The organism is Mesorhizobium sp. CA6 (assembly GCF_020165035.1).
In the GTDB taxonomy this organism is placed as follows: domain Bacteria; phylum Pseudomonadota; class Alphaproteobacteria; order Rhizobiales; family Rhizobiaceae; genus Mesorhizobium.
Map to the genome: position 1 here is coordinate 61,896 of NZ_JAIUHI010000017.1, position 19,908 is coordinate 81,803.

The 19,908-nt window shown below is 63.9% G+C and carries 20 protein-coding genes and 1 pseudogene; 10 read left to right on the top strand and 11 right to left on the bottom strand.

Annotation, left to right across the window (positions count from 1 at the left end; genetic code table 11):
* Window positions 1–36 precede the first annotated feature (36 nt).
* From cobS to LB526_RS23555, 3 genes are read left to right on the top strand one after another with little or no spacing between them, the layout of a single operon-like run.
* Window positions 37–1,023, top strand: a complete 987-nt coding sequence (gene cobS / locus LB526_RS23545; RefSeq protein ID WP_095767438.1) for a cobaltochelatase subunit CobS — start codon at window positions 37–39, stop codon at window positions 1,021–1,023.
* Between the two features lie 55 nt (window positions 1,024–1,078).
* Window positions 1,079–2,977, top strand: a complete 1,899-nt coding sequence (gene cobT / locus LB526_RS23550; RefSeq protein ID WP_224629993.1) for a cobaltochelatase subunit CobT — start codon at window positions 1,079–1,081, stop codon at window positions 2,975–2,977.
* On the top strand, window positions 2,974–3,990 hold the full coding sequence (locus LB526_RS23555; protein WP_224629994.1) for an esterase-like activity of phytase family protein: 1,017 nt from the start codon (window positions 2,974–2,976) through the stop codon (window positions 3,988–3,990). The genes cobT and LB526_RS23555 overlap by 4 nt, the downstream gene beginning before the upstream one ends.
* A 51-nt stretch (window positions 3,991–4,041) precedes the next feature.
* Here the strand turns inward: LB526_RS23555 and LB526_RS23560 are convergent, their stop codons facing one another.
* From LB526_RS23560 to rpmB, 5 genes are all read right to left on the bottom strand, one after another.
* Window positions 4,042–4,851 carry a hypothetical protein gene (locus LB526_RS23560; protein ID WP_224629995.1) on the bottom strand — a complete coding sequence of 270 codons (810 nt, stop codon included), beginning with the start codon at window positions 4,849–4,851 and terminating at the stop codon, window positions 4,042–4,044.
* A gap of 221 nt (window positions 4,852–5,072) precedes the next feature.
* On the bottom strand, window positions 5,073–6,848 hold the full coding sequence (locus tag LB526_RS23565; RefSeq protein WP_224629996.1) for a GtrA family protein: 1,776 nt from the start codon (window positions 6,846–6,848) through the stop codon (window positions 5,073–5,075).
* Between the two features lie 190 nt (window positions 6,849–7,038).
* Window positions 7,039–7,713 carry a hypothetical protein gene (locus LB526_RS23570; RefSeq protein WP_224629997.1) on the bottom strand — a complete coding sequence of 225 codons (675 nt, stop codon included), beginning with the start codon at window positions 7,711–7,713 and terminating at the stop codon, window positions 7,039–7,041.
* 29 nt (window positions 7,714–7,742) lie between these two features.
* Entirely contained in the window at window positions 7,743–8,423 is a 681-nt protein-coding gene (locus tag LB526_RS23575) for a queuosine precursor transporter (protein WP_095767448.1), read from the bottom strand.
* A gap of 114 nt (window positions 8,424–8,537) precedes the next feature.
* Entirely contained in the window at window positions 8,538–8,834 is a 297-nt protein-coding gene (gene rpmB, locus LB526_RS23580; protein WP_095767449.1) for a 50S ribosomal protein L28, read from the bottom strand.
* A 256-nt stretch (window positions 8,835–9,090) separates the two neighbouring features.
* Between rpmB and LB526_RS23585 the strand changes: the two genes are divergently transcribed.
* From LB526_RS23585 to LB526_RS23595, 3 genes are read left to right on the top strand one after another with little or no spacing between them, the layout of a single operon-like run.
* Window positions 9,091–9,882: a DUF3108 domain-containing protein gene (locus LB526_RS23585; protein WP_224629998.1), complete on the top strand. Its 792-nt coding sequence runs from the start codon at window positions 9,091–9,093 to the stop codon at window positions 9,880–9,882.
* Window positions 9,883–9,914: 32 nt separating this feature from the next.
* On the top strand, window positions 9,915–10,802 hold the full coding sequence (locus tag LB526_RS23590; RefSeq protein ID WP_224629999.1) for a DMT family transporter: 888 nt from the start codon (window positions 9,915–9,917) through the stop codon (window positions 10,800–10,802).
* Window positions 10,799–11,470, top strand: coding sequence for a lysoplasmalogenase (locus tag LB526_RS23595; RefSeq protein ID WP_224630000.1), 672 nt, complete (start codon window positions 10,799–10,801; stop codon window positions 11,468–11,470). Before LB526_RS23590 ends, LB526_RS23595 begins: the two co-directional genes overlap by 4 nt.
* Window positions 11,471–11,544: 74 nt before the next feature.
* Here LB526_RS23595 and LB526_RS23600 read toward each other — a convergent pair whose 3' ends face one another.
* Window positions 11,545–11,991: a cupin domain-containing protein gene (locus LB526_RS23600; RefSeq protein WP_140845872.1), complete on the bottom strand. Its 447-nt coding sequence runs from the start codon at window positions 11,989–11,991 to the stop codon at window positions 11,545–11,547.
* 53 nt (window positions 11,992–12,044) lie between these two features.
* The gene (gene gloB / locus LB526_RS23605; protein ID WP_224609418.1) at window positions 12,045–12,812 is read right to left on the bottom strand and encodes a hydroxyacylglutathione hydrolase; all 768 of its coding nucleotides are present in this window, start codon (window positions 12,810–12,812) and stop codon (window positions 12,045–12,047) included.
* A 134-nt stretch (window positions 12,813–12,946) separates the two neighbouring features.
* On the opposite strand from gloB, the gene LB526_RS23610 reads away from it, so the two are divergent.
* From LB526_RS23610 to LB526_RS23620, 3 genes are all read left to right on the top strand, one after another.
* Window positions 12,947–13,723 (top strand): class I SAM-dependent methyltransferase, encoded by a 777-nt coding sequence (locus tag LB526_RS23610; protein WP_095767455.1) that lies wholly within the window; start codon window positions 12,947–12,949, stop codon window positions 13,721–13,723.
* A gap of 114 nt (window positions 13,724–13,837) precedes the next feature.
* Window positions 13,838–15,667, top strand: a complete 1,830-nt coding sequence (locus LB526_RS23615) for an ABC transporter ATP-binding protein/permease (RefSeq protein ID WP_224630001.1) — start codon at window positions 13,838–13,840, stop codon at window positions 15,665–15,667.
* 52 nt (window positions 15,668–15,719) lie between these two features.
* A complete protein-coding gene (locus LB526_RS23620) occupies window positions 15,720–16,520 on the top strand; it encodes a DUF1194 domain-containing protein (RefSeq protein WP_224630002.1) in 801 nt (266 codons plus the stop codon).
* A 14-nt stretch (window positions 16,521–16,534) separates the two neighbouring features.
* On the opposite strand, the gene LB526_RS23625 is transcribed toward LB526_RS23620, so the two are convergent.
* On the bottom strand, window positions 16,535–17,464 hold the full coding sequence (locus LB526_RS23625) for a glycosyltransferase family 2 protein (RefSeq protein ID WP_224527381.1): 930 nt from the start codon (window positions 17,462–17,464) through the stop codon (window positions 16,535–16,537).
* A gap of 238 nt (window positions 17,465–17,702) precedes the next feature.
* On the opposite strand from LB526_RS23625, the pseudogene LB526_RS23630 reads away from it, so the two are divergent.
* A pseudogene (locus LB526_RS23630) lies at window positions 17,703–17,876 on the top strand (DUF1330 domain-containing protein); the annotation flags it as partial.
* Between the two features lie 16 nt (window positions 17,877–17,892).
* On the opposite strand, the gene LB526_RS23635 reads toward LB526_RS23630, so the two are convergent.
* From LB526_RS23635 to metW, 3 genes are all read right to left on the bottom strand, one after another.
* Complete coding sequence (locus tag LB526_RS23635) at window positions 17,893–18,885, bottom strand: glycosyltransferase (protein WP_224527384.1); 993 nt, start codon at window positions 18,883–18,885, stop codon at window positions 17,893–17,895.
* Between the two features lie 174 nt (window positions 18,886–19,059).
* Complete coding sequence (locus tag LB526_RS23640) at window positions 19,060–19,293, bottom strand: hypothetical protein (RefSeq protein WP_224527388.1); 234 nt, start codon at window positions 19,291–19,293, stop codon at window positions 19,060–19,062.
* Window positions 19,290–19,904: a methionine biosynthesis protein MetW gene (gene metW / locus LB526_RS23645; protein ID WP_095767561.1), complete on the bottom strand. Its 615-nt coding sequence runs from the start codon at window positions 19,902–19,904 to the stop codon at window positions 19,290–19,292. Before metW ends, LB526_RS23640 begins: the two co-directional genes overlap by 4 nt.
* Window positions 19,905–19,908: the final 4 nt, after the last annotated feature.

Here is a 19,908-nt window from a genome sequence, read left to right on the forward strand (position 1 = left end):
AAACGCGGCGTTTCGCCCGTGGAGACGTTGATAGTGATGAACAAGGTCGATCGCGACATCGCCAACCTGCCCGACACGACCGTGCCGGTGAAGGAGAAATTCGGCTTCGATTCCAAGATGATCGTTCCCGCCTATTCGGCGGCGACGGAGCATGTGCCGGACATCGACCCGGACTATCTGTTCGACAAGGCGACGACACTGGCGATCCTCGCCGGCTTTGCCTACAACCGCCGCGTCATGGTGTCGGGCTATCACGGCACCGGCAAGTCGACGCATATCGAGCAGGTCGCGGCGCGGCTCAACTGGCCCTGCGTGCGCGTCAACCTCGACAGCCATGTCAGCCGCATCGACCTCGTCGGCAAGGACGCCATCGTCGTCAAGGAAGGGCTGCAGGTCACCGAATTCCGCGACGGCATCCTGCCCTGGGCCTATCAGCACAATGTGGCGCTCTGCTTCGACGAATATGATGCCGGCCGTCCGGACGTGATGTTCGTCATCCAGCGCGTGCTGGAATCGTCGGGTCGCCTGACCCTGCTCGACCAGAGCCGGGTCATCCGCCCGCACCCTGCATTCCGGCTGTTCGCCACCGCCAACACGGTCGGTCTCGGCGACACCACGGGCCTCTATCACGGTACGCAGCAGATCAACCAGGCGCAGATGGACCGCTGGTCGATCGTCACCACGCTCAATTACCTGCCGCACGACAATGAAGTGAACATCGTGCTGGCCAAGGCCAAGCACTATCGCGACAGCAAGGGCAAGGACATCGTCAACAAGATGGTGCGCGTCGCCGACATGACGCGTTCGGCCTTCATCAACGGCGACCTGTCGACCGTGATGAGCCCGCGCACCGTCATCACCTGGGCCGAGAACGCCGAGATATTCGGCGACATCGGCATGGCGTTCCGGCTGACCTTCCTCAACAAGTGCGACGAGCTGGAGCGTTCGGTGGTGGCCGAGTTCTACCAGCGCGCCTTCGGTGAGGATCTGCCGGAGAGCGCCGCGAACGTGGTGCTGGGGTAGGCGCGCGGCTGAAAAGGCCTCTAGCCTTTCAGCATGAATCGCGCAGGGAATGATCATGGCGGGTCCAGGCGACAACACGCGCAACAAGCCGAAGAACGGGTCTGAAGCCGACAGCTTCAAGCGCGCGGTGACCGTGTGCATGCGCGCCGTCGCCGGCGACAAGGACCTCGAGGTCGGTTTTGCCAAGGACCGGCCGGCTTTGGCCGGCAACCGCGCGCGCCTGCCCGAACTGCCGAAAAAAGCGTCCCGCAACGACATTGCGATCACGCGCGGCCTGGGCGATTCCATGGCGCTGAAGCGCGCCTGTCACGATCAGCGCATCCACAACAGGCTGGCGCCGGAAGGCAAGCTGGCGCGTTCCATCTTCGACGCCGTCGAGCAGGCGCGCGTCGAGGCGATCGGCAGCCGCGCCATGCAGGGCGTGGCCGACAATATCGGCTCGATGCTCGAGGACAAATACGCCAAGGCGAACCTCGTCGACGTCAGGGACAAGGCGGACGCGCCGCTCGAGGAAGCGATTGCGCTGATGGTGCGCGAGAAGCTCACCGGACGTTCCGTGCCGAAGAGCGGCGAGCGGCTGGTCGATCTCTGGCGTCCCTGGATTGAGGAAAAGGCGAGCGGCGAGCTGGACGGCCTGTCGGCCAAGCTCGAGGACCAGCAGGCCTTTGCCCGCGTCGTGCGCGACATGCTGGTTTCCATGGAAATGGCCGAGCAACTCGGCGACGACCAGGAAACCGACGACTCGGAGGAAAACGAAGAGAACGAGCAGCAGGGCGAGGAACAGAGCGAGGAAGGCGGCGAGGAGGATTCAGGCTCCGAGCAGTCGCAGTCGGAAGATGCCGAAGCCTCCGCCGACGACGAAGAGTCGGCCGAGACCGAAGCGACCGACGCCACCTCCGACGACCTGTCCGATGAGGACGACGCCGACGCCGAGACGCCGGGCGAGGCCAAGCGAAACGACAATCCGTTCCTGAACCTGCCGAAAGAGATCGACTACAAGGTATTCACCACCGCCTTCGACGAGACGGTAGGCGCCGAGGAGCTGTGCGAGGAAGAGGAGCTCGACCGGCTGCGCGCCTTCCTCGACAAGCAGCTTGCCAACCTTTCCGGCGTTGTCGGGCGGCTCGCCAACCGGCTGCAGCGCCGGCTGATGGCGCAGCAGAACCGCTCCTGGGATTTCGACCTGGAGGAAGGCTATCTCGATCCGGCCCGCCTGGTGCGCGTGGTCATCGACCCGATGCAGCCGCTGTCCTTCAAGCAGGAGCGCGACACCAAGTTCCGCGACACGGTGGTGTCGCTGGTGCTCGACAATTCGGGCTCCATGCGCGGCCGGCCGATCACCGTCGCCGCGACCTGCGCCGACATCCTGGCGCGCACGCTGGAGCGTTGCGGCGTTTCGGTCGAAATCCTCGGCTTCACCACGCGGGCGTGGAAAGGCGGGCAGGCGCGCGAGAAATGGCTGAAGGACGGCAAGCCGCCTAATCCCGGCCGACTCAACGACCTGCGCCACATCATCTACAAGTCCGCCGATCATCCGTGGCGGCGCGCGCGGCGCAATCTCGGGCTGATGATGCGCGAGGGCCTGCTCAAGGAAAACATCGACGGCGAGGCGCTGCTATGGGCGCATAACCGGCTGATCGGCCGGCCCGAGCAGCGCAAGATCCTGATGATGATCTCGGATGGCGCGCCGGTCGACGATTCCACGCTGTCGGTCAATCCGGGCAATTACCTGGAACGCCATCTGCGGGCGGTCATCGAGCTGATCGAAACGCGCTCGCCGGTCGAGCTTCTGGCGATCGGCATCGGCCACGACGTCACGCGCTATTATCGCCGCGCCGTCACCATCGTCGATGCCGAGGAACTCGCCGGCGCCATGACCGAGCAGCTCGCCTCGCTGTTCGGCGAGGAAAGCGCACGCGACACGCGGCGCGGCGGATTGCGACGCGCCGGATGATCCTTTCGGGGCGGCGTGCGCGGCGGACGCTTTTCGCCTGCGTGCTGGCCTGTGCATCGCCGGCAATTGCCGCTCCGGGAACTCCCGTCGAAACAGTCGAGATTTCGGCGCGGCCGATCAGCCAGTTCCATATCGGCCGCGACGAGACGCGGTTCGGGCCGCTTGAATTCGTCGGCGGGCTGGAGATGACCTCGCCGGCGCGCGATTTCGGCGCGCTGTCGGCTTTTCGCTATCTGAAGCCGGGCAGCGACTTCATCGGCATCGCCGACACCGGCTTCTGGTTCTTCGGCACGATCACGCATGACGCCGACCGACGTCCGTCGGGCGTTTCGAACTTCCGCATGCAGCAGATGGTCGACGCTTCGGGCCGGCCGATCGACCGGAAATGGAAGGCCGACGCCGAGGGGCTCGCGGTCAGGGACGGTATCGCCACCGTCGGCTTTGAGCGCGACCAGCGCGTCGCCCAGTTCAAAATCGATCCCGATGATATGAAAGCGCCGATCCGGCAGCTCGATTACCAGATCCCCGCCCGGGAGCTGCGCCAGAACCGCGGCTTCGAGACCGTCACCCATGCCAATCCTTATGGGCAGCACGCGGGCGGCCTGGTCGTGGTCTCGGAGAGGAGCCTCGATGACGTCGGCAACGTCTATGCCGCCATCATCGAGGGACCGCATAAGGGCATCTTCACCGTCAGGCGCGACGGCGATTTCGACATAACCGACGGCGCCTTCCTGCCGGATGGCGACCTGTTGCTGCTGGAGCGCAGTTTTTCGATCGCGCGCGGGGTGAAAATGCGGCTGCGGCGCATCTATGGCGAAAGCGTCGAGAAGGGCGCGGTCGCCGACGGGCCGGTGCTGATGGAAGCCGATATGGGCTACCAGATCGACAATATGGAAGGGCTGGACGTCTGGACCCGCGAGGATGGCGCGCTGATGGTGTCGCTGATATCCGACGACAACCATTCGATGCTGCAGCGCAACCTCTACCTGGAATTCATCCTGCACCAGGATTGACGACGGCTGGCCGGCATGGATTCAGCCGTGCCGACGGGGCGCGCCGAGAGATTACCGGCCGACGTGACGGACTTCGTTCATCACGAAATTTGCCGCGCGCTTGCTCCGGTTGCGGATCTTGAGCGTCGCGGTGTTGTCCACGAAATAGGTATGAAGGATGCTGTCGCGGGTACGGACTTCCGGTCCGACGGTGTCGACCGCGTGCCAGGTGTCGGTGCCGACCGCAAAGGCGTAGCCGGTGTTCGGCGAAAACGACATCCGGTGCGAATTCTCGAAACGCCCGTCCGGCATGCGCTCGGCGAAGCGGGTGCCGATATGGTTGATCGAGTCGTCCTCCGGCAGGTAGAACTGGACCGTGATGCCCTTCCATTTCGTGTCGGTATGGAAGCCGATCTTGTAGCCCGCCACGTCGCGCGTCAGCATCGGCACCGGATACATGCCGACCTTCATGAAGTCCGAGCCGAACCGGCGCTCCAAGCCCGGGGCAAGGCGGCGCATGAATGCGTCCTTAAGCTGCGGCGCGTGCAATGCCTTGCCAACCAGGGACCAGACCGCCCGTTTCTCTTCCGGCAGATGGCGGATGTATTCGGGGTAGAGGTCGATCTTGATCCGCGTTGCGGTGCCGTCGGCCTTGATATTCACATTGTTGCGCCCCTTGAGCGCACGATATTCGCGCGCCTCCGGCATGGCGGCGCGCATGCGCCGATAAAGGTCCGCCGGGAAAACATCGGTCATTTCCAGATGCCAGAAAGGCTTTTCCACAAACGCGGCGCGGTTCACGGCGTCCACCATGTGGGAGACAACATGCTGCAGCGTTTGTGTGGCTGATGCTGGCGCCGCCGCGCCCTCTATGGCCGACATGGATGTCTTCTCCCCAAGCTAAAACCCCGAATCCAAATTTCTTGAATACATATATCGCCGCCAAAACGAAATGCTAACCAAAGCACAGGCTGGATTGCAACGATCCACGGAACTGATTTCGATAGCGGTTTTCTAAATCACGCAGTGAAATTGCATCAGCGCAGAGCAGGCGTATTGCGAAGGGCGCTGTCGACGATGCTGATATTGCTGCGGGCCGATATTCAACGAACCTTGTAGATCTCGATCGGCTTTCCCGCGGTAGACTGGTCCAGTTCGAGCCACTCAGGCAGGTCGCCCCGCAGCAACGCCGCGACAAGGCCCTTCGGCGCGTCCAGAGCCAGCGATATCTCTTCCGTGTTGCCGCGGCAGATCGCGACCAGCCCGACATGCTCGCGTTCGATGACGGCGCGGGCGGCCTCCGGCGTCCCCATGAAAGCGTCGAGCATGGCGAGATTGCCGCCGACATTGCGGTGGTAAGGGCCGGCCAGCGCCCGATGGCCGGTGAAGGTCAATATTCCCGAGCCGAGATTGGACGAGGCAAGCACCGTCGTCGCGGGCATCGCAGCAAGATCGTGGAAGTCGCCCGGCTTGCCGCAGGTCACGGCATGGTCGGGGTCGGAATTAACCCGCTGTGGCGCCTGCCGAACCACGGACTGCGCCGCTACCGCGACCCCGGCCCAGGTCGCGTTGAGCGAGACCAGCCACGCCATGACAATGCCGGTGGAAAGGCGCCATGAGGGCGCGGCGTCCGCCCGTAGGCGGATTCTCGCGATCCAGGCCGAGAGCGGCAGCACGGCGAAGGCGACGGAGAAAGTCGAGCCGCGCACCTGCCATAGGCTGACGCCGAAGGCGACGACGAGCAGGATGGCGGCGAGCGTTTCCTCGCGGCGCAGGCGACGGGTTCGCAGCTGAAAGCCGACCAGCAGGATCGCGATGAAGGGCGTCACATAGCGCGCAGCCATCAGCTTCGGCTGGTGGATGGCGACGCTCCAGAAGGGCTGCGCTTCGACCACGTCGGCCAGCCAATAGGTGCGGATACGTTCGTCCATGCCCGCATAGGGCGATGCCAGGCATTGCGGGAAGAACACGATCACAACGACCGCGACCGCCGCCATCAGCGCCAGCACCGAAACCAGCCGCGCCCGGCGGCTCGATGCGGCAAAGGTACTGGCGATCACGAGGCCGAAGCCGGACAATGCGGCAACGGCGAACTGGAAAGAGGAGAAGGCGTCGCATTGGGCCACGCCCCAGTCGGCCGGCCGGATGGTCGCCACGAAGACCAGGGAGGCGATGCCGGCAAATCCGATGCCAAAGCCTCGTGCCGTGCCGCGCTCCTTGTCGTCGAGGATGAACAGGACAGCGGCGCAGATGCCGAGCACCGCCACATAGGGAGCCGTCTCCATGCCGACCGCGAGCGTCAGGCCGGCGCAAATGCCCGACAGAAGGGCCGCGGGCCGCCAAGAGGGCGCTTCCATCAGAAGCCAGAGGCCGGCCGCCGTCAGAAGCAGCTGGACATTGTGGTGATCGATCACGCCCGGGCTGTAGATCACCAGGTAGAAAAGCGCCGCCGTCGACAGAATGACTGCCGGCATCGCGACATTCGCAGCGGCGAAGCGCTGCGAGGCGCGCATGAGCACGAATATGGTCAGTCCGTAGAGGAGGGTCGGCCAGATGATCTGCGCGGCGCGCTCGGCCGTGGCCGTGCTGGCGCCCAGCGCATCGAAGGCCATGATGATCAGCGCGAGCGGCATGTCCACCAAGCGCGACCAGTGCATGACGAAGCCGCCCGAGGTTCCCATTCTGTATTGATGGAGATCGAACCAGCTTTGCCCGCCGAGCAGGTCGCGAACCTCGACCAGCCGCAGCATGCTGTCATTGTCGGCGCCGTAGTCGCCAAGGGTCGGAAAACCGGAAACGGCGTTGATCGTCAGCACCACCAGCGTGGCGCACAGCGCAAGCAGAAGGTCGTTTTTCCAACCGGTGCCTTGCACGGTCATGCTGGTCGCAATGCCCTAGAGCAATTCCAAGAAAAGTGTGCCACGGTTTTCCGTCAGGAATTGCGTCAAAACAAAGAGATAGAGTGGTCCGCCGTTTCCGTGAAACGACGGACCACTCTGGAGAATTTTCGCGATCCTGCACGATCGGGCGTAACAAAGCGTAAAGCCGCCGCGGCTGTGGCTGAAAGCGTCAGCCCTGATTGGTTGCGATCCAGATGACGTGGCGGGCGCCGCGCTTGCCGTTGGCCCGCGTGTTGATCTCCTCGACCACGAAGCCGGCCTGTTTCAGCCGCCGGGTGAAGCCGCTGTCCGGCCCCTGCGACCAGACCGCCAGCACGCCACCGGGCCTCAACGCGGTGCGGGCGGCCGCAAGGCCGGCGGCGCCATAGAGCGTGTCATTGCCCTCGTGGACGATGCCTTCGGGACCATTGTCGACATCGAGCAGGATCGCGTCCCAGGCGGCTTTCTCCGCCCCTATCAACTGGCCGACATCGGCCTCGCGAATGGTGACGCGGGGATCGTCGAGGCAGCCGCCGAAGATCCCCGACATGGGGCCGCGTGCCCAGTCGACGACCGCGGGGACGAGCTCGGCCACGGTGACGGCAGCATCGCCATTGAGCGCGGCGAGGGCGGCGCGCAAGGTGAAGCCCATGCCGAGCCCGCCGATAAGGATGCTTGGCCGCTCGCGTCCGGCGATACGCTGACAGGAAAGCCTGGCCAGCGCTTCCTCGGAACCGCTGAGGCGGCTGTTCATCAACTCGTTGGTGCCGAGCATGATCGAGAATTCAGCGCCGCGCCGCTTCAGGCGCAGCTCCTGGCCGCCATCGGGCGTGCGGGCGGAGTCAAGCTGAACCCAGGGGATCACGGCCTGATTCCACTTGCTGGGTTCATGGCCTAGAACGCGACCGCCGGCTGGCTCCAGCGCGCGGCGAGCAGCCGGTAGGGGATCAGCGCCACCACGGCGATGATCAGCTTGACCGAAAGGTCGCCGAGCGCCCAGGAGACCCAGCGCATCGTCTCGACCGGCAGCACGCCCATCAGCGGCGCGGTCTCCAGCGCGAAGCTGTCGTTGGGACCGGCAAAGGCGAAGGCGGCGGAGAAGGCGACGCCGAAGAAGACGACGGTATCGAAGATGGAGCCGACCAGCGTGCCGATGATCGGCGCGCGCCACCAGCTCTGCCGGCGCAGCCGGTTGAAGACGGTAACGTCCAGCAATTGCGCGGCGAGGAAGGCAGCGCCGGAAGCGCCGGCGATGCGCACCAGCCGGTCGGCGGCGGTCTCGAACTCGATCAGTCCATGACGGAACAGGAAGGGCGGAATCAGGATCGAACAGGTCACTGCGGTCATGAAGCCGACGAACACCACCTTGCGCGCCACGGCCGGGCCATAGCGGCGGTTGGCGAGGTCGGTGACCAGGAAGGAGAAAGGATAGGTGAAGGCGCCCCAGGTCAGCAGGTCCGCCAACGACAGGCCACCGACTTGGCCCTGCATCGGGAACTGCACGAGGATGTTCGACGCCACGACGACAAGCGCCATGGCGGCCACGAAGGGCAAATATCGCGTCAGGAAATACATTTTTTTATCCTGGGTAATGGAACCAGCCGAGCGTCATGCCGACGCTCGCTCCTGTTTCGAGCACCGGTCTGGCCGGGGCTCGAGGCGGTCGTCCCCCGCCTAAAAGCTGCTGCTTTAAGCGGCCGACTGCTCGGCCAGCTTCTTGGCGATCTGCTTCTTGAGCAGACGGGCGCGCTGCGACAATTCCTTGACGTCGGCCTTGGCCAGGAAAGCGTCGAGGCCGCCGCGGTGCTCGACCGAACGCAGCGCGTTGGCCGAAATGCGCAGGCGAACATTCTGGTTCAGCGCTTCGGAAATCAGCGTCACATTGACCAGGTTCGGCAGGAAGCGACGCTTGGTCTTGTTGTTGGCGTGGCTCACATTGTTGCCGGTCTGAACTGCCTTGGCAGTGAGTTCGCAGGTGCGGGACATCTTGTCTAACCTCAGTTCTAAGCCTGCCAAACCATTCTGCCCGCGCCGGGCGGCGCGCGGTCTCGGTCAGGCGGCCTTTGGAAAAGTTGGCGTTCCATAGTGGCATTTCACCACTGCGTCAAGCTCCGGCACGCGCCCCGCTGTCAGGCACGCTCCATATAAAGGCCGGATTTCACAGTATAAGCCGATCGCGAAGGGATCTGCCAGGCTGGAGCCGCTGCGTTCCGGCCGAACCGCCAGGGATCAGCCAGCCGCCATGCTCCGTCCTTCTCATGCATTCGCCGCCCTGCTTGCCGTTGCCGTGCCGGCAACGAGCTTCGCCGCCGCGCCGCCGCAGTCGTTCAAGGGCGAGTATACGGTGTCGTTTCTCGGCCTTTCGATCGCCAGGGCGACTTTCTCCAGCCGCTACCAAGGCGACACCTATGCCATTGACGGCACCGTCTCGGCCGCCGGCCTCGGCAAGTTGTTCGACGACACCAAGGGCACGATTTCCTCGAAAGGCACGATTTCCGGCAAGCAGATGCAGCCGCATGCATTCCGGGCCGACTACACGTCGGGCAAGAAGGCCTCGATGGTCGATATCCGCTTCAACAACGGCGCCGTCACCTCCACGCAAGTCGTTCCCGCGCCAAAGAAGCGCGATCCGAAGAGCTGGGTGCCGCTGGGCGATAGCGACCTGAAATCGGTGCTCGATCCGATGGCCGCGACCGTCATCCATGCCGACAGCCTGGACAAGGTCTGCGGACGCACGGTCAAGTTCTACGATGGCGAGATGCGCGCCGACCTGACCTTGACCTATGCCTCCAAGGGTTCGATCTCGGTGCCGGGTTACAAGGGCGACACGGTGACCTGCAAAATGGGCTTCGAGCCGGTGGCGGGCTATCGCAAGGGCCGCAAGGCATTGAATTTCCTGAAGAACAAGAGCCGCATGCTGGTGACGTTTGCACCGCTCGGCCAATCCGGCATATATGCGCCGATCCGCGCCACGGTCGGGACCCAGATTGGTCCGCTGACCATCAGCGCGAGACGGTTCGAAGCGGTAAATTAGGACAGGCGCCATCGCGCGCCGGCGGGGGAAATATGGGGCGCGCAACACTGATCGGGTTTTCCGCGGTCGCCATGTGGGCGCTGCTGGCGCTACTCACCAACGCTTCCGGACAGGTGCCACCCTTCCTGTTGTCGGCCATCACCTTCGCCATCGGCACCTGCGTCGGGCTCGTGGCGCGGCTGGTGATGCCGGCTTCCGACCGGGGCCGGAAGATCCCTCGCCAAGTCTGGGTGATCGGCATTGCCGGGCTGTTCGGTTATCATTTCTTCTACTTCACGGCGCTGCGCAATGCGCCGGCGGTCGAGGCGAGCCTGATCGCCTATCTGTGGCCGCTGCTGATCGTGCTCGGCTCGGCGCTGATGCCGGGCGAGCGGCTGGCCTGGAACCATGTCGTCGGCGCGCTGCTCGGCCTTGCCGGCACCTTCCTGATCGTCACCAAGGGCGGCGGGCTGGCCTTCGACGCGCGCTACGCCTTCGGCTATGCGATGGCGGCCGTCTGCGCGCTGTTGTGGTCGTCCTATTCGCTCTTGTCGCGGCGCTTTCCGTCGGTGCCGACCTCGATCGTCACCTGGTTCTGCGCGGCGACGTCGGCGCTGTCGCTTGCCTGCCATCTGCTGCTTGAGAAGACGGTACTGCCGGACAGCCTCGGACAATGGCTGGCCGTCATCGGGCTCGGCCTGATGCCGGTGGGCGCGGCCTTCTATGCCTGGGACATCGGCGTCAAGCGTGGCAACATCCAGGTGCTGGGCGCCGCGAGCTACGCCGCGCCGCTTCTGTCGACGCTGGTGCTGATCGCCGCCGGCGTCGCCGAGCCGTCGCTGCGCATCCTCGCGGCCTGCGTGCTCATCACCGGAGGCGCCGCGCTCGGGGCGAAGTCGCTGCTGATGCGCAAGCCGGCGGCCAAGGAGGTCAACGCATGATGCCGTTTTCCGGCGGCATCGAGGCCAACGCCAACGCGACGCTTTTGTTCTCGTTCGTCGCGGCCGTTATCTACGCCTTTGCGCTCGACATGCCGCCGAAGTGGACGCGCACGGCGGCAAAGACGCTTGCCGTGGCTTTGCTGGCCGTGCTTGCCGCCATGCAGGGCGGTCCGCTGCTGCTCGTCGCGGCGCTGGCACTCAGCGCCGTCGGCGACGCCTTTCTGTCACGCGACGGCGAAAAGGCCTTTCTCGGCGGGTTGGCGAGCTTTCTCGCCGGTCATATCGCCTATGTCGCGCTGTTTTCGCAGGCAGGCGGCGGGCTCGGCCTGTTGAGCGCCGAACCCTGGCGCGGCGCGATCGCCCTGGCCATGGCCGCATTCAGCATCGTCATGCTTGCCGCGCTCTGGCGCCGCGTCGGCCCGCAACTGCGCGCGCCGGTCGCCGTCTATGTCGCGGCGATCCTCGCCATGGGCATTTCGGCGCTCACGACCAATGCTCCCTGGGTAATCGCCGGCGCGGTGCTGTTCATCGCCTCGGACGGGCTGCTGGCGGCCGAGCGCTTCCTGCTCGCGGCGATCTCGCCGCATCGCGTCTGGATGCGCTATGCGGTCTGGGTGCTTTACTATGCCGCCCAGTTGGCGATCACGCTGGGACTTCTACTCGCCTAGTGCGTTTCACCGTTTCACGGAAACGACGAAACGCCCTATCTCTTTGTTTTACACAATTCCGGACGGAAAACCGCTCACACTTTTCCTGGAATTGCTCTAGCCGGCTGCCAGCCCGGCTCGGCCAGTTCGAAAGCGGCGAAATCGAAGCCCGGCGCCACGGTGCAGCCGACCAGCGTCCACTCGCCCAAGCTGCGCGCCGACTGCCACCAGCCGGCCGGCACGACGATCTGCGGCCGCTCGCCGGCGGTAAGGGCCGTGCCAAGCACCTGCTCGATGACGGCGCCTGCGCCTTCCTCATGCATCGACAGCGCCAGCGGCGCTCCGGCATAAAAATGCCAGACCTCGGCCGCGTCCTTCACCCGGTGCCAGGCCGAAAGCTGGCCGTGCTCGAGCAGGAAATAGATCGCGGTCGAATGACCGCGCGGGCCGCCCGCGGCGTCGCGAAAGGTCTCGGCGTACCAGCCGCCCTCGGGATGCGGCTTGAGGCCTAGCGTTGCGATGATCTCGGCGGCGCTGGTCATTGGCGGCCTTTGCTGCGACGAACGTCGAGCCTTTTGGTCGACATGCGGTGGAACTAAAAATTGTCTTTGCGCTTGCGGATCTCGGCAAACACCTCGGCGTCCGAGGCTTTCTCCATGCCGAGATGCTTACGGATCGCCGGGTCGTGCCAGCGCAGGAACGGGTTGGTCGACAACTCCTCGCCGATGGTCGTCGGCAATGTCGGCTTGTCGTCGGCGCGCAGCGCTTCGATCCTCGCCGCGCGCTGCTTCAGCGCCGAGTTGGTCGGGTCGACCGTCACCGCGAAACGGGCATTGGCCAAGGTGTATTCGTGGCCGCAATAGATGGCGGTTTGCGCCGGCAGCGCCGCCAGCTTCTTCAAAGAGTCATACATGACCGGCGGCTTGCATTCGAACAGGCGGCCGCAACCCAGCGCAAACAGCGTATCGGCGGTGAAGGCCACTTTCGAGGCCGGCAGATAGTAGGAGACGTGGCCGGCGGTATGGCCGGGCGTCTCGATGACCTCGATTCGTTCCTCGCCAAGGAGCACGACCGAGCCTTGGCTGACCGTCTCGTCGATGCCGGGGATCTTCGCCTTCTCGGCTTCCGGGCCGACGATGCGCAATTTGAAGCGTTCCTTCAGCGCCAGATTGGCTTCGACATGGTCAGCATGATGGTGCGTGGTGAGGATCAATGTCGGCGTCCAGCCGGTGCGCTTGACCGCCGCCAGGATCGGCGCTTCTTGCGGCGCGTCGATGATCGCCGTCTGTCCGCTTTTCGGATCGTGGACCAGCACGCCGAAATTGTCGGTGCGGCACATGAACTGCTCGATTTCGACCGGCATCGCATGTCTCCCTTTGTCGTCGCAGACATAGGGCGGCCGGCCGCCGATGTCATCCGGGTTTGTTGAACTCGGCACCTTTGTTGAACTTTCCGCCTTTGTTGAACTTGGGCCCCTTCGCAGCTACCGTCGCGCGCATGCATTCGGATATCGTCGACCTGCGTTCCTTCTATTCGACCACGCTCGGGCGCCTGGCCGAGCATTCGATCACCATGGCGCTGTCGTCCGTATGGGCGACCGTTCCCAATGAGCGGCTGGTCGGCCTCGGCTATGCGCTGCCATGGCTGGAACGCTTCGGCACCGATGCCGAGCGCGTCTTCGCCTTCATGCCGGCAACGCAAGGCGCGGTGGTGTGGCCGGTGTCGGGGCCGACGGCGACGGCGCTGGTCTTCGACGAGGAACTGCCGCTGGTCGATTCCTGCATCGACCGCGTGCTTTTGGTGCATTCGCTCGAACATGCCGAAAACCCGCGCGAGACGCTGAACGAGATCTGGCGCGTGCTGTCGCCGGCCGGGCGTGTGGTTATTGTTGTGCCCAACCGGCGCGGCGTCTGGGCGCGGTTCGAGCACACGCCCTTCGGTAATGGCCGACCGTTCTCGCGCGGCCAGTTGACCGAGCTGCTGCGCGAGGCGAATTTCACCCCGGCGACGTGGAGCGATGCGCTGTTCTTCCCGCCGTCGCCGCGGCGTTTCATGATGCGCTTCCACAATGTGCTGGAGAAGGCCGGCCGGCGGTTCTGGCCGATCTTTTCCGGCGTCATCGTCGTCGAGGCGCAGAAGCGGCTCTACCAGGGCGTGCCGGTCGCGCAGCGTGCCTCTCGCCGCGTCTTCGTGCCGGTCTTCTCGCCGCAGGGGGCAACGCGGCTTGGCCGGCGTGCGGCTGATGCCGCGCCTGGCCAAGTGACGCGTTCGTGATCGCCGCGCCTTGCATCGCGCGGCAATCGTCACCCTATCTGAGGCATGCCCGAGCTAAGGCATGCTCGCTCGGCGCAGCGTTCATGACCGCAGCGGAAACCAGGAATATTCTTCATGGACGACCAGACCAATAAAAAGCCGGGGCCGCAGAAACCCGTTGTCTCGGTGGAGGCGAGCAGCCTCGCCGACCAGGTGGCGACGATCAAGCTGGGGCTGAAATCCTCGCCGGTGCGCAGGCAACTTGCCTGGGTCTCCATCGGTATCGTCGCGGTCATCGTCGCAACCTCGGTCGGACAGGTCCTGCTCAATCGCTGGAACCAGCCTTTCTACGATGCGCTGGCCCGACGCGACATGACAGCCTTCCTGCACCAGCTTCTGGTCTTTGCGATGATCGCCGGCGGGCTGCTGGTTCTCAATATCGGCCAGACCTGGCTCAACCAGATGATCCGTCTGAGGCTGCGCGAGGCGCTGACGCTCGACCTGATCGATCAATGGATGCGCCCGGCGCGGGCCTTCCGGCTTGCCAATGCCGGCGCCATCGGCGTCAATCCCGACCAGCGCATGCAGCAAGATGCCGCTCATTTGTCGGATCTGTCGACGGATCTGGGCGTCGGCCTGCTGCAGTCGTTCATTCTGCTTGTCTCCTTTATCGGCGTGCTGTGGGAGCTGTCTTCCGGCTTCGTGTTCCATGTCGGCGGCCATTCGCTGGAGATACCGGGCTACATGGTCTGGGCCGCGTTCCTCTATGCCGGCATCGCCTCGTGGCTGAGCTGGCTGGTCGGGCGTCCGCTAATCGGCCTCAACAGCGAGCGCTACACCCGCGAGGCGGAGCTGCGCTCCTCCATGGTGCGGGTCAACGAGAATGTCGATGCGATCGCGCTCTATCATGGCGAACCAGACGCCAGGCGCCGGCTCGAGCTCGATCTCGGCACGGTGCTGGACGCCATGCGGCGCATCTTCGCCGCCCAGATCAACCTGGCCTGGGTGACCGACACCTATGGCTGGATAACGGTGGTGGCGCCTATCCTGGTGGCTTCGCCGGTCTATTTCTCGGGCGACATCTCATTCGGCGGGTTGATGATGGCGGTCGGCGCCTTCAACCAGGTTCATTCTTCCCTGCGCTGGTTCATCAACAACATCGGCAGCATAGCCGACTGGCGCGCGACGCTGATGCGCGTGGCCGATTTCCGCATCGCGCTCACCGAAACCGACGCGCTGCATGATACGGAAAAACACATCCAGTTCGGCGAAAACGCCAATGGCAGCCTGACCTTCGACACGCTTCAGGTGGCTTCGCCGGAAGGCTGCACCAAGCTTGCCCAGACGGATGTCGAAATCCACGCCGGCGAGCGCGTCATGATCACCGGCGAGCCGGGCGCCGGCAAGACATTGTTCTTCCGCGCCCTTGCCGGCCTGTGGCCGTGGGGAAGCGGCCGGATCGGCCTGCCGGCTGGCGAGACCCCCATCTTCGTGCCGCGCGTGCCCTATTTCCCGGCCGGCACGCTGCGCGAGGTGCTCGATCATTCGAACGGCGAGGCCCCGGCCAGCGATGCCGAGATCGCGGCGGTGCTTGGCGAGGTCGGCCTCGATCCACTGGCAACCACCCTTGATCGTCCCAGGCGATGGGAACGCGAGCTCGGCGATGACGAACAACGGGCGCTGGCTTTCGCCAGGCTCGCCTTGCGCAAGCCGAAATGGGTGATCATCGACGAAGCCCTGGATGCGTTCGACGGGCCGGCGTTGCGGCGGGTGCTAGCCATGCTGCAGAAGCGCCTGCCCGAAACCGCAATCATCAATATCGGGCGGGGCCAGCACAACACCCAGTTCTTCCCGCGCGCGCTGAATATCGTGAAGGATACCGGCGCACCGGCTTTGAAGCCGGCCCGTGTCCGCGCCGGCGCGATCGAGCCACCACCCATCGCTGCCCGCCAGGGGAAGAAATAGCTTATTTTCGCCGTGATCGCCGGGAAAATCCGCCGGGTCGTTCGAGGGTGCCATGCTTGCGATGCTCGGCCTGCTTGTGTGCCTTGCCTGCGCCGAGGCGGCGCCATTGCCCATGCCGGGCAAAGGCGCGCCGGTGGACGTGGAACTTGTGCTTGCCGTCGACATCTCGCAGTCGATGGACCAGCGTGAACTCGCCCTGCAGCGCGCCGGCTATGTCGAAGCGCTGCGCCACCCCGACTTCATCAACGCCGTACGCTCGGGTCCAAATGGCCGCATTGCGCTCGCCTATTTCGAATGGGCGGGCGTCGTGCGCGAGGACGGGGCCATTGCCTGGCAGATCATCGACGGCGAGGACAGCGCCAACGCCTTCGCCGACAAGATCGCCGCGCGGCCGTTCCGCAGCTTCCGCGGCACCTCGATCTCAGGTGCCCTCGGCTTCGGCGCCGGGCTCCTGGAGAGAACCGGCTTTTCGGCGCCGCGCCGCGTCATCGACATATCGGGAGACGGGCCCAACAATACCGGGCTGCCCGTCACGGCAGTCCGCGATGCCGCCGTTGCCAGCGGTGTCGTCATCAACGGCCTGCCTATACTGATCGGTCCGTCGCCGAGTGTCGGCCGTCTCGACCGCTACTACGCCGACTGCGTGACCGGAGGAGCCGGTTCGTTCGTGCTGCCGATCTACGCGGCGTCCGAATTCTCGACCGCCGTCCGCCGCAAGCTGGTCCAGGAAGTCAGCGGCCTGACAGGCGCCAGATCCTTCCACGTCGAAGATGCGATGCCGGTCGATTGCCTGCTGGGCGAGCGCCTGCGGCAGCGGTTTTCCGATCCTTATTTCCCGGAACTCGACAGATAGCCGTCGTGCGGTTCTCAGACCGCCCGGGCGCCGTATTTGGCGCGGAACTCGTCGTAGCAATCGCGCCGCCAGCGGCGGCCGACGACATAGCCGCGCAAGAGTTCGGCGGGCGAGTAGCCGAGCGACTTGGACGACCGGTTGGCATGATAGCCCGAAAACGCCTGCGGCAACCTGCCCTTGAGGATATCGGCGATGATCTGACGCGCAATCATGTAAGGCGGAACGTCGGGATAGCGGTCGGCGATATAAGGATGCTTGTCGATCAGACTGGCATAGGCCTCGACATAGCCATCGCGGCGGCCGGAGATCGAATTCTCCGAATTGTACTTCTTCCAGTCGATATCCTCGGACAGCAAGGCGCCGCCGCGTTGGGCAAAGCGCAGCAGCAATTCGCGATCCTGCATGCGCGTGATGTCGCTGTCATAGCCGCCGATCGCGAGCAGCGACTCGCGTCTTGCGGTGATCGCCGAGCCGGCAATGAAGATGGTCTGCGAGACCAGGGCGCGCTGCAGCGTGCTCTTGTCGAGGAAGGCGTCGCGATTGATGCATTTGGTGCTGCGGCCGCCCTTCAGCGATACGAACGAGCTGATGAGGACTTCGAGCGAGGGGTTCTGGTCGAAGCGCGCCAGCGTCCGTTCCAGCCGGTCCGGCAGATAGACGTCGTCCGAATCGAGAAACGTCACGACCGGCGCCCGTGCGCGTTCGATACCCGCATTGCGCGCGGCATTGGCGCCGCGCCATTTGGCGCCGACATAAATCAGCCTCGGGTCGCGGATTTCGGCGAGCGCAGCGGCCGTCCCGTCGGTCGAACCGTCGTCGACCACAATGTGCTCGAAGCGGGTAAGTGTCTGCGCCAGAACGCTTTCCACCGCGCGCACGACCTGGCTGCGACGGTTATGGGTTGGCGTGATCACTGAGATCAGCGGAACGTCCTGGCTCGACATCGGGCTGCCACCACCGGTCGGATCTAGCGTTTGTCGGATGGGTCCGATGGCTATCTTCGTGTCCCACCTCTGATTTGCGGCCGACGCTACAAAAAACCCCCCTTTGTGTCACGCCAGGCCGGCCGAGAAATGCCAAAATTAGCGGTTTTTCCGCAACATTGCGGTCTGATGGCAACACAACTGGCCTTCCTGTTGATTAGGCGGCCCGCCAACAGGAACCAACGGACGGTTTTGCCCTTGGCCCGGGCACCTGATCGTCATCGAATTCCCCGGCAGGCAGCATATGCGGGACCGGTACAATTCACCGGCCTATCAGGCGATCCTTTCGCTGCGCACCCAGAGCTCGCAGTCCGACGTGATCTTCGTCGACGGCGTCGAGCATCCGCACAAGGCTAGGGATGTGCTTCGCTAGCGGGAAAAGATTGACGCTAGCTGTGCCCGATATAGTCCGGCACCATTTCGACCTCGTCGCGGACAAGGCCGGCCGCCAGGCTGAAATGGCCGAAAAACGCCAGTGTATAGAACGCCAGTCCGACAATGACAGCAAACGGGATTTGCCAGAACGGCATGCCGGTCTGCCGCGCATGGCCTGTCACTCGCCGGATCGTGCGCCAAGACATAGTCCCCCAGCGCGTGAAGGATTTGACGATACGCCGAGCCCTGCCAGGTGCATGAAGCTCGACGAATTTTCGATCGGCGTCCCTGCCGGTTACCAGCGCGCGCCAAAAGAAGAACCCCCAGCCCCGCGGCGAGTAGTGGTGAACGCGTGCGTCCACGTTGACTATCTTGTGGCCTTCGCTCCAAAGCTGGTGCATCAGCAACGTGCACGAGACCTTGAAGCCGTTGTGAACTGGAAATGGGTGACTGGATATCCAGTCATGCCGAAAGGCGATGTTGTTGGCGTTGAGAGCACGCTTCGAGGCGAATCTCTCGTCTCCCTCAGCCATCGGGAAAAACCAGATCAACGCGAAGGTTCGCGAGAAGAAGTCATCGTATGAAAGATAGGTGTGTCCATTCACACAGATGGTTTCAGGCTGGTCGACGAAGGGTTTCAGCAGAGTTGAGAGCCAGTTCCGTTCCGGAACTGTATCGGAATCGAGAAAAACAAGGACGCTCCCTTCGCACGAGGGAATGCCGTTGTTCTTGAGGTCGTAATATCTGCCGCCAGGGAACGCCGCGAAGGCCAGATCGGCAACCTGCTCCAGTTGTGGCGCTTCAGCTCCGATACTGCTTCGCAGTGAGACTGCGTCAGTTTCGAGGCCGCCGTGCGAGATTATGACCTTCGGCTTCGGAAATCCGGTAGCGGAAGCCTGGGCGATCTCGCGCGCCAAGGCCTTCAGCCCAAGGCCAATCTCGTCCCAGTCGATGGATTTGGCATTTTCCATCTCCAAGACGATAGAATAGGTGGGATGTTCAGCCATCGCGGCACAACCGGTTGATCAACCCAGTGGCTATAGTCCTAACAGCATGCTGTCAAACTATCGGGATGCAATTATGCGCTGCGAATTTGTCAGATGAGTTATCTTATCGGCAAGTTGTGCGAACTGACTCGCAAAGAGCTTGATTGCATAGACGCCGGTAGAGGACCGCCCCTGTCAGCGCACGCAGTAGCTGGGCGCGGGGATCTCGCGGATAATCCGGCAGCTCCAGCAGACGTCGCCGCCGAACCATTCCAGCGGATGGCCCAGCCCGGCGGAAACCATCAAACCTGCAAGATGACCGCTGCGCGGCGATGTGCAGACGAGAATTCCCGCCCGTATTTCGGAAAGAATATTCGGGGGGATTTCCACCACTGCCGGCGATCGACGAAAGAAACGAATTTCCGTCATCGCCTCAGCAAAAACACCGCCTGCTGACCAAAAAAATTCCAGAACCACCAGGGCATCGACAGGCCGATCTTCTGGCCGTTGGCGTCGAGCGCGGTTGCCTTCTCGACGGTCGCGCCGAGTTCCTCGCAGAGGTTGACGAAGTCGCGGATGGTGCAGAAATGGATGTTGGGCGTGTCGTACCAGGAGTAGGGCAGGTCCTTGGTGACCGGCATCCTGCCCTTGACCAACAGCGAGAAGCGCACGCGCCAGTGGCCGAAATTGGGGAAGGAGACGATGGCGCGGTTGCCGATACGAAGCAGCTCGTCGAGCACCAGCTTCGGGTTCCGGGTCGCCTGCAGGGTCTGTGAGAGCACGACGAAGTCGAAGCCCTTGTCGGGATAGAATTCGAGGTCCTTGTCGGCATCGCCCTGGACGACGGAAAGGCCGCGCGCCACGCATTCGTTGACGCCGCGCTGCGACAGTTCCAGCCCGCGGCCGTCGACCTGCTTGGTCTCCTGCAGGAGTTCCAGAAGCAGTCCGTCGCCCGAGCCGACATCGAGGACGCGCGAATTGGCCGGGATGAGATCGGTGACGACCTCGAGGTCGACACGCTGGGCGCGATTGACGCTCATGGCT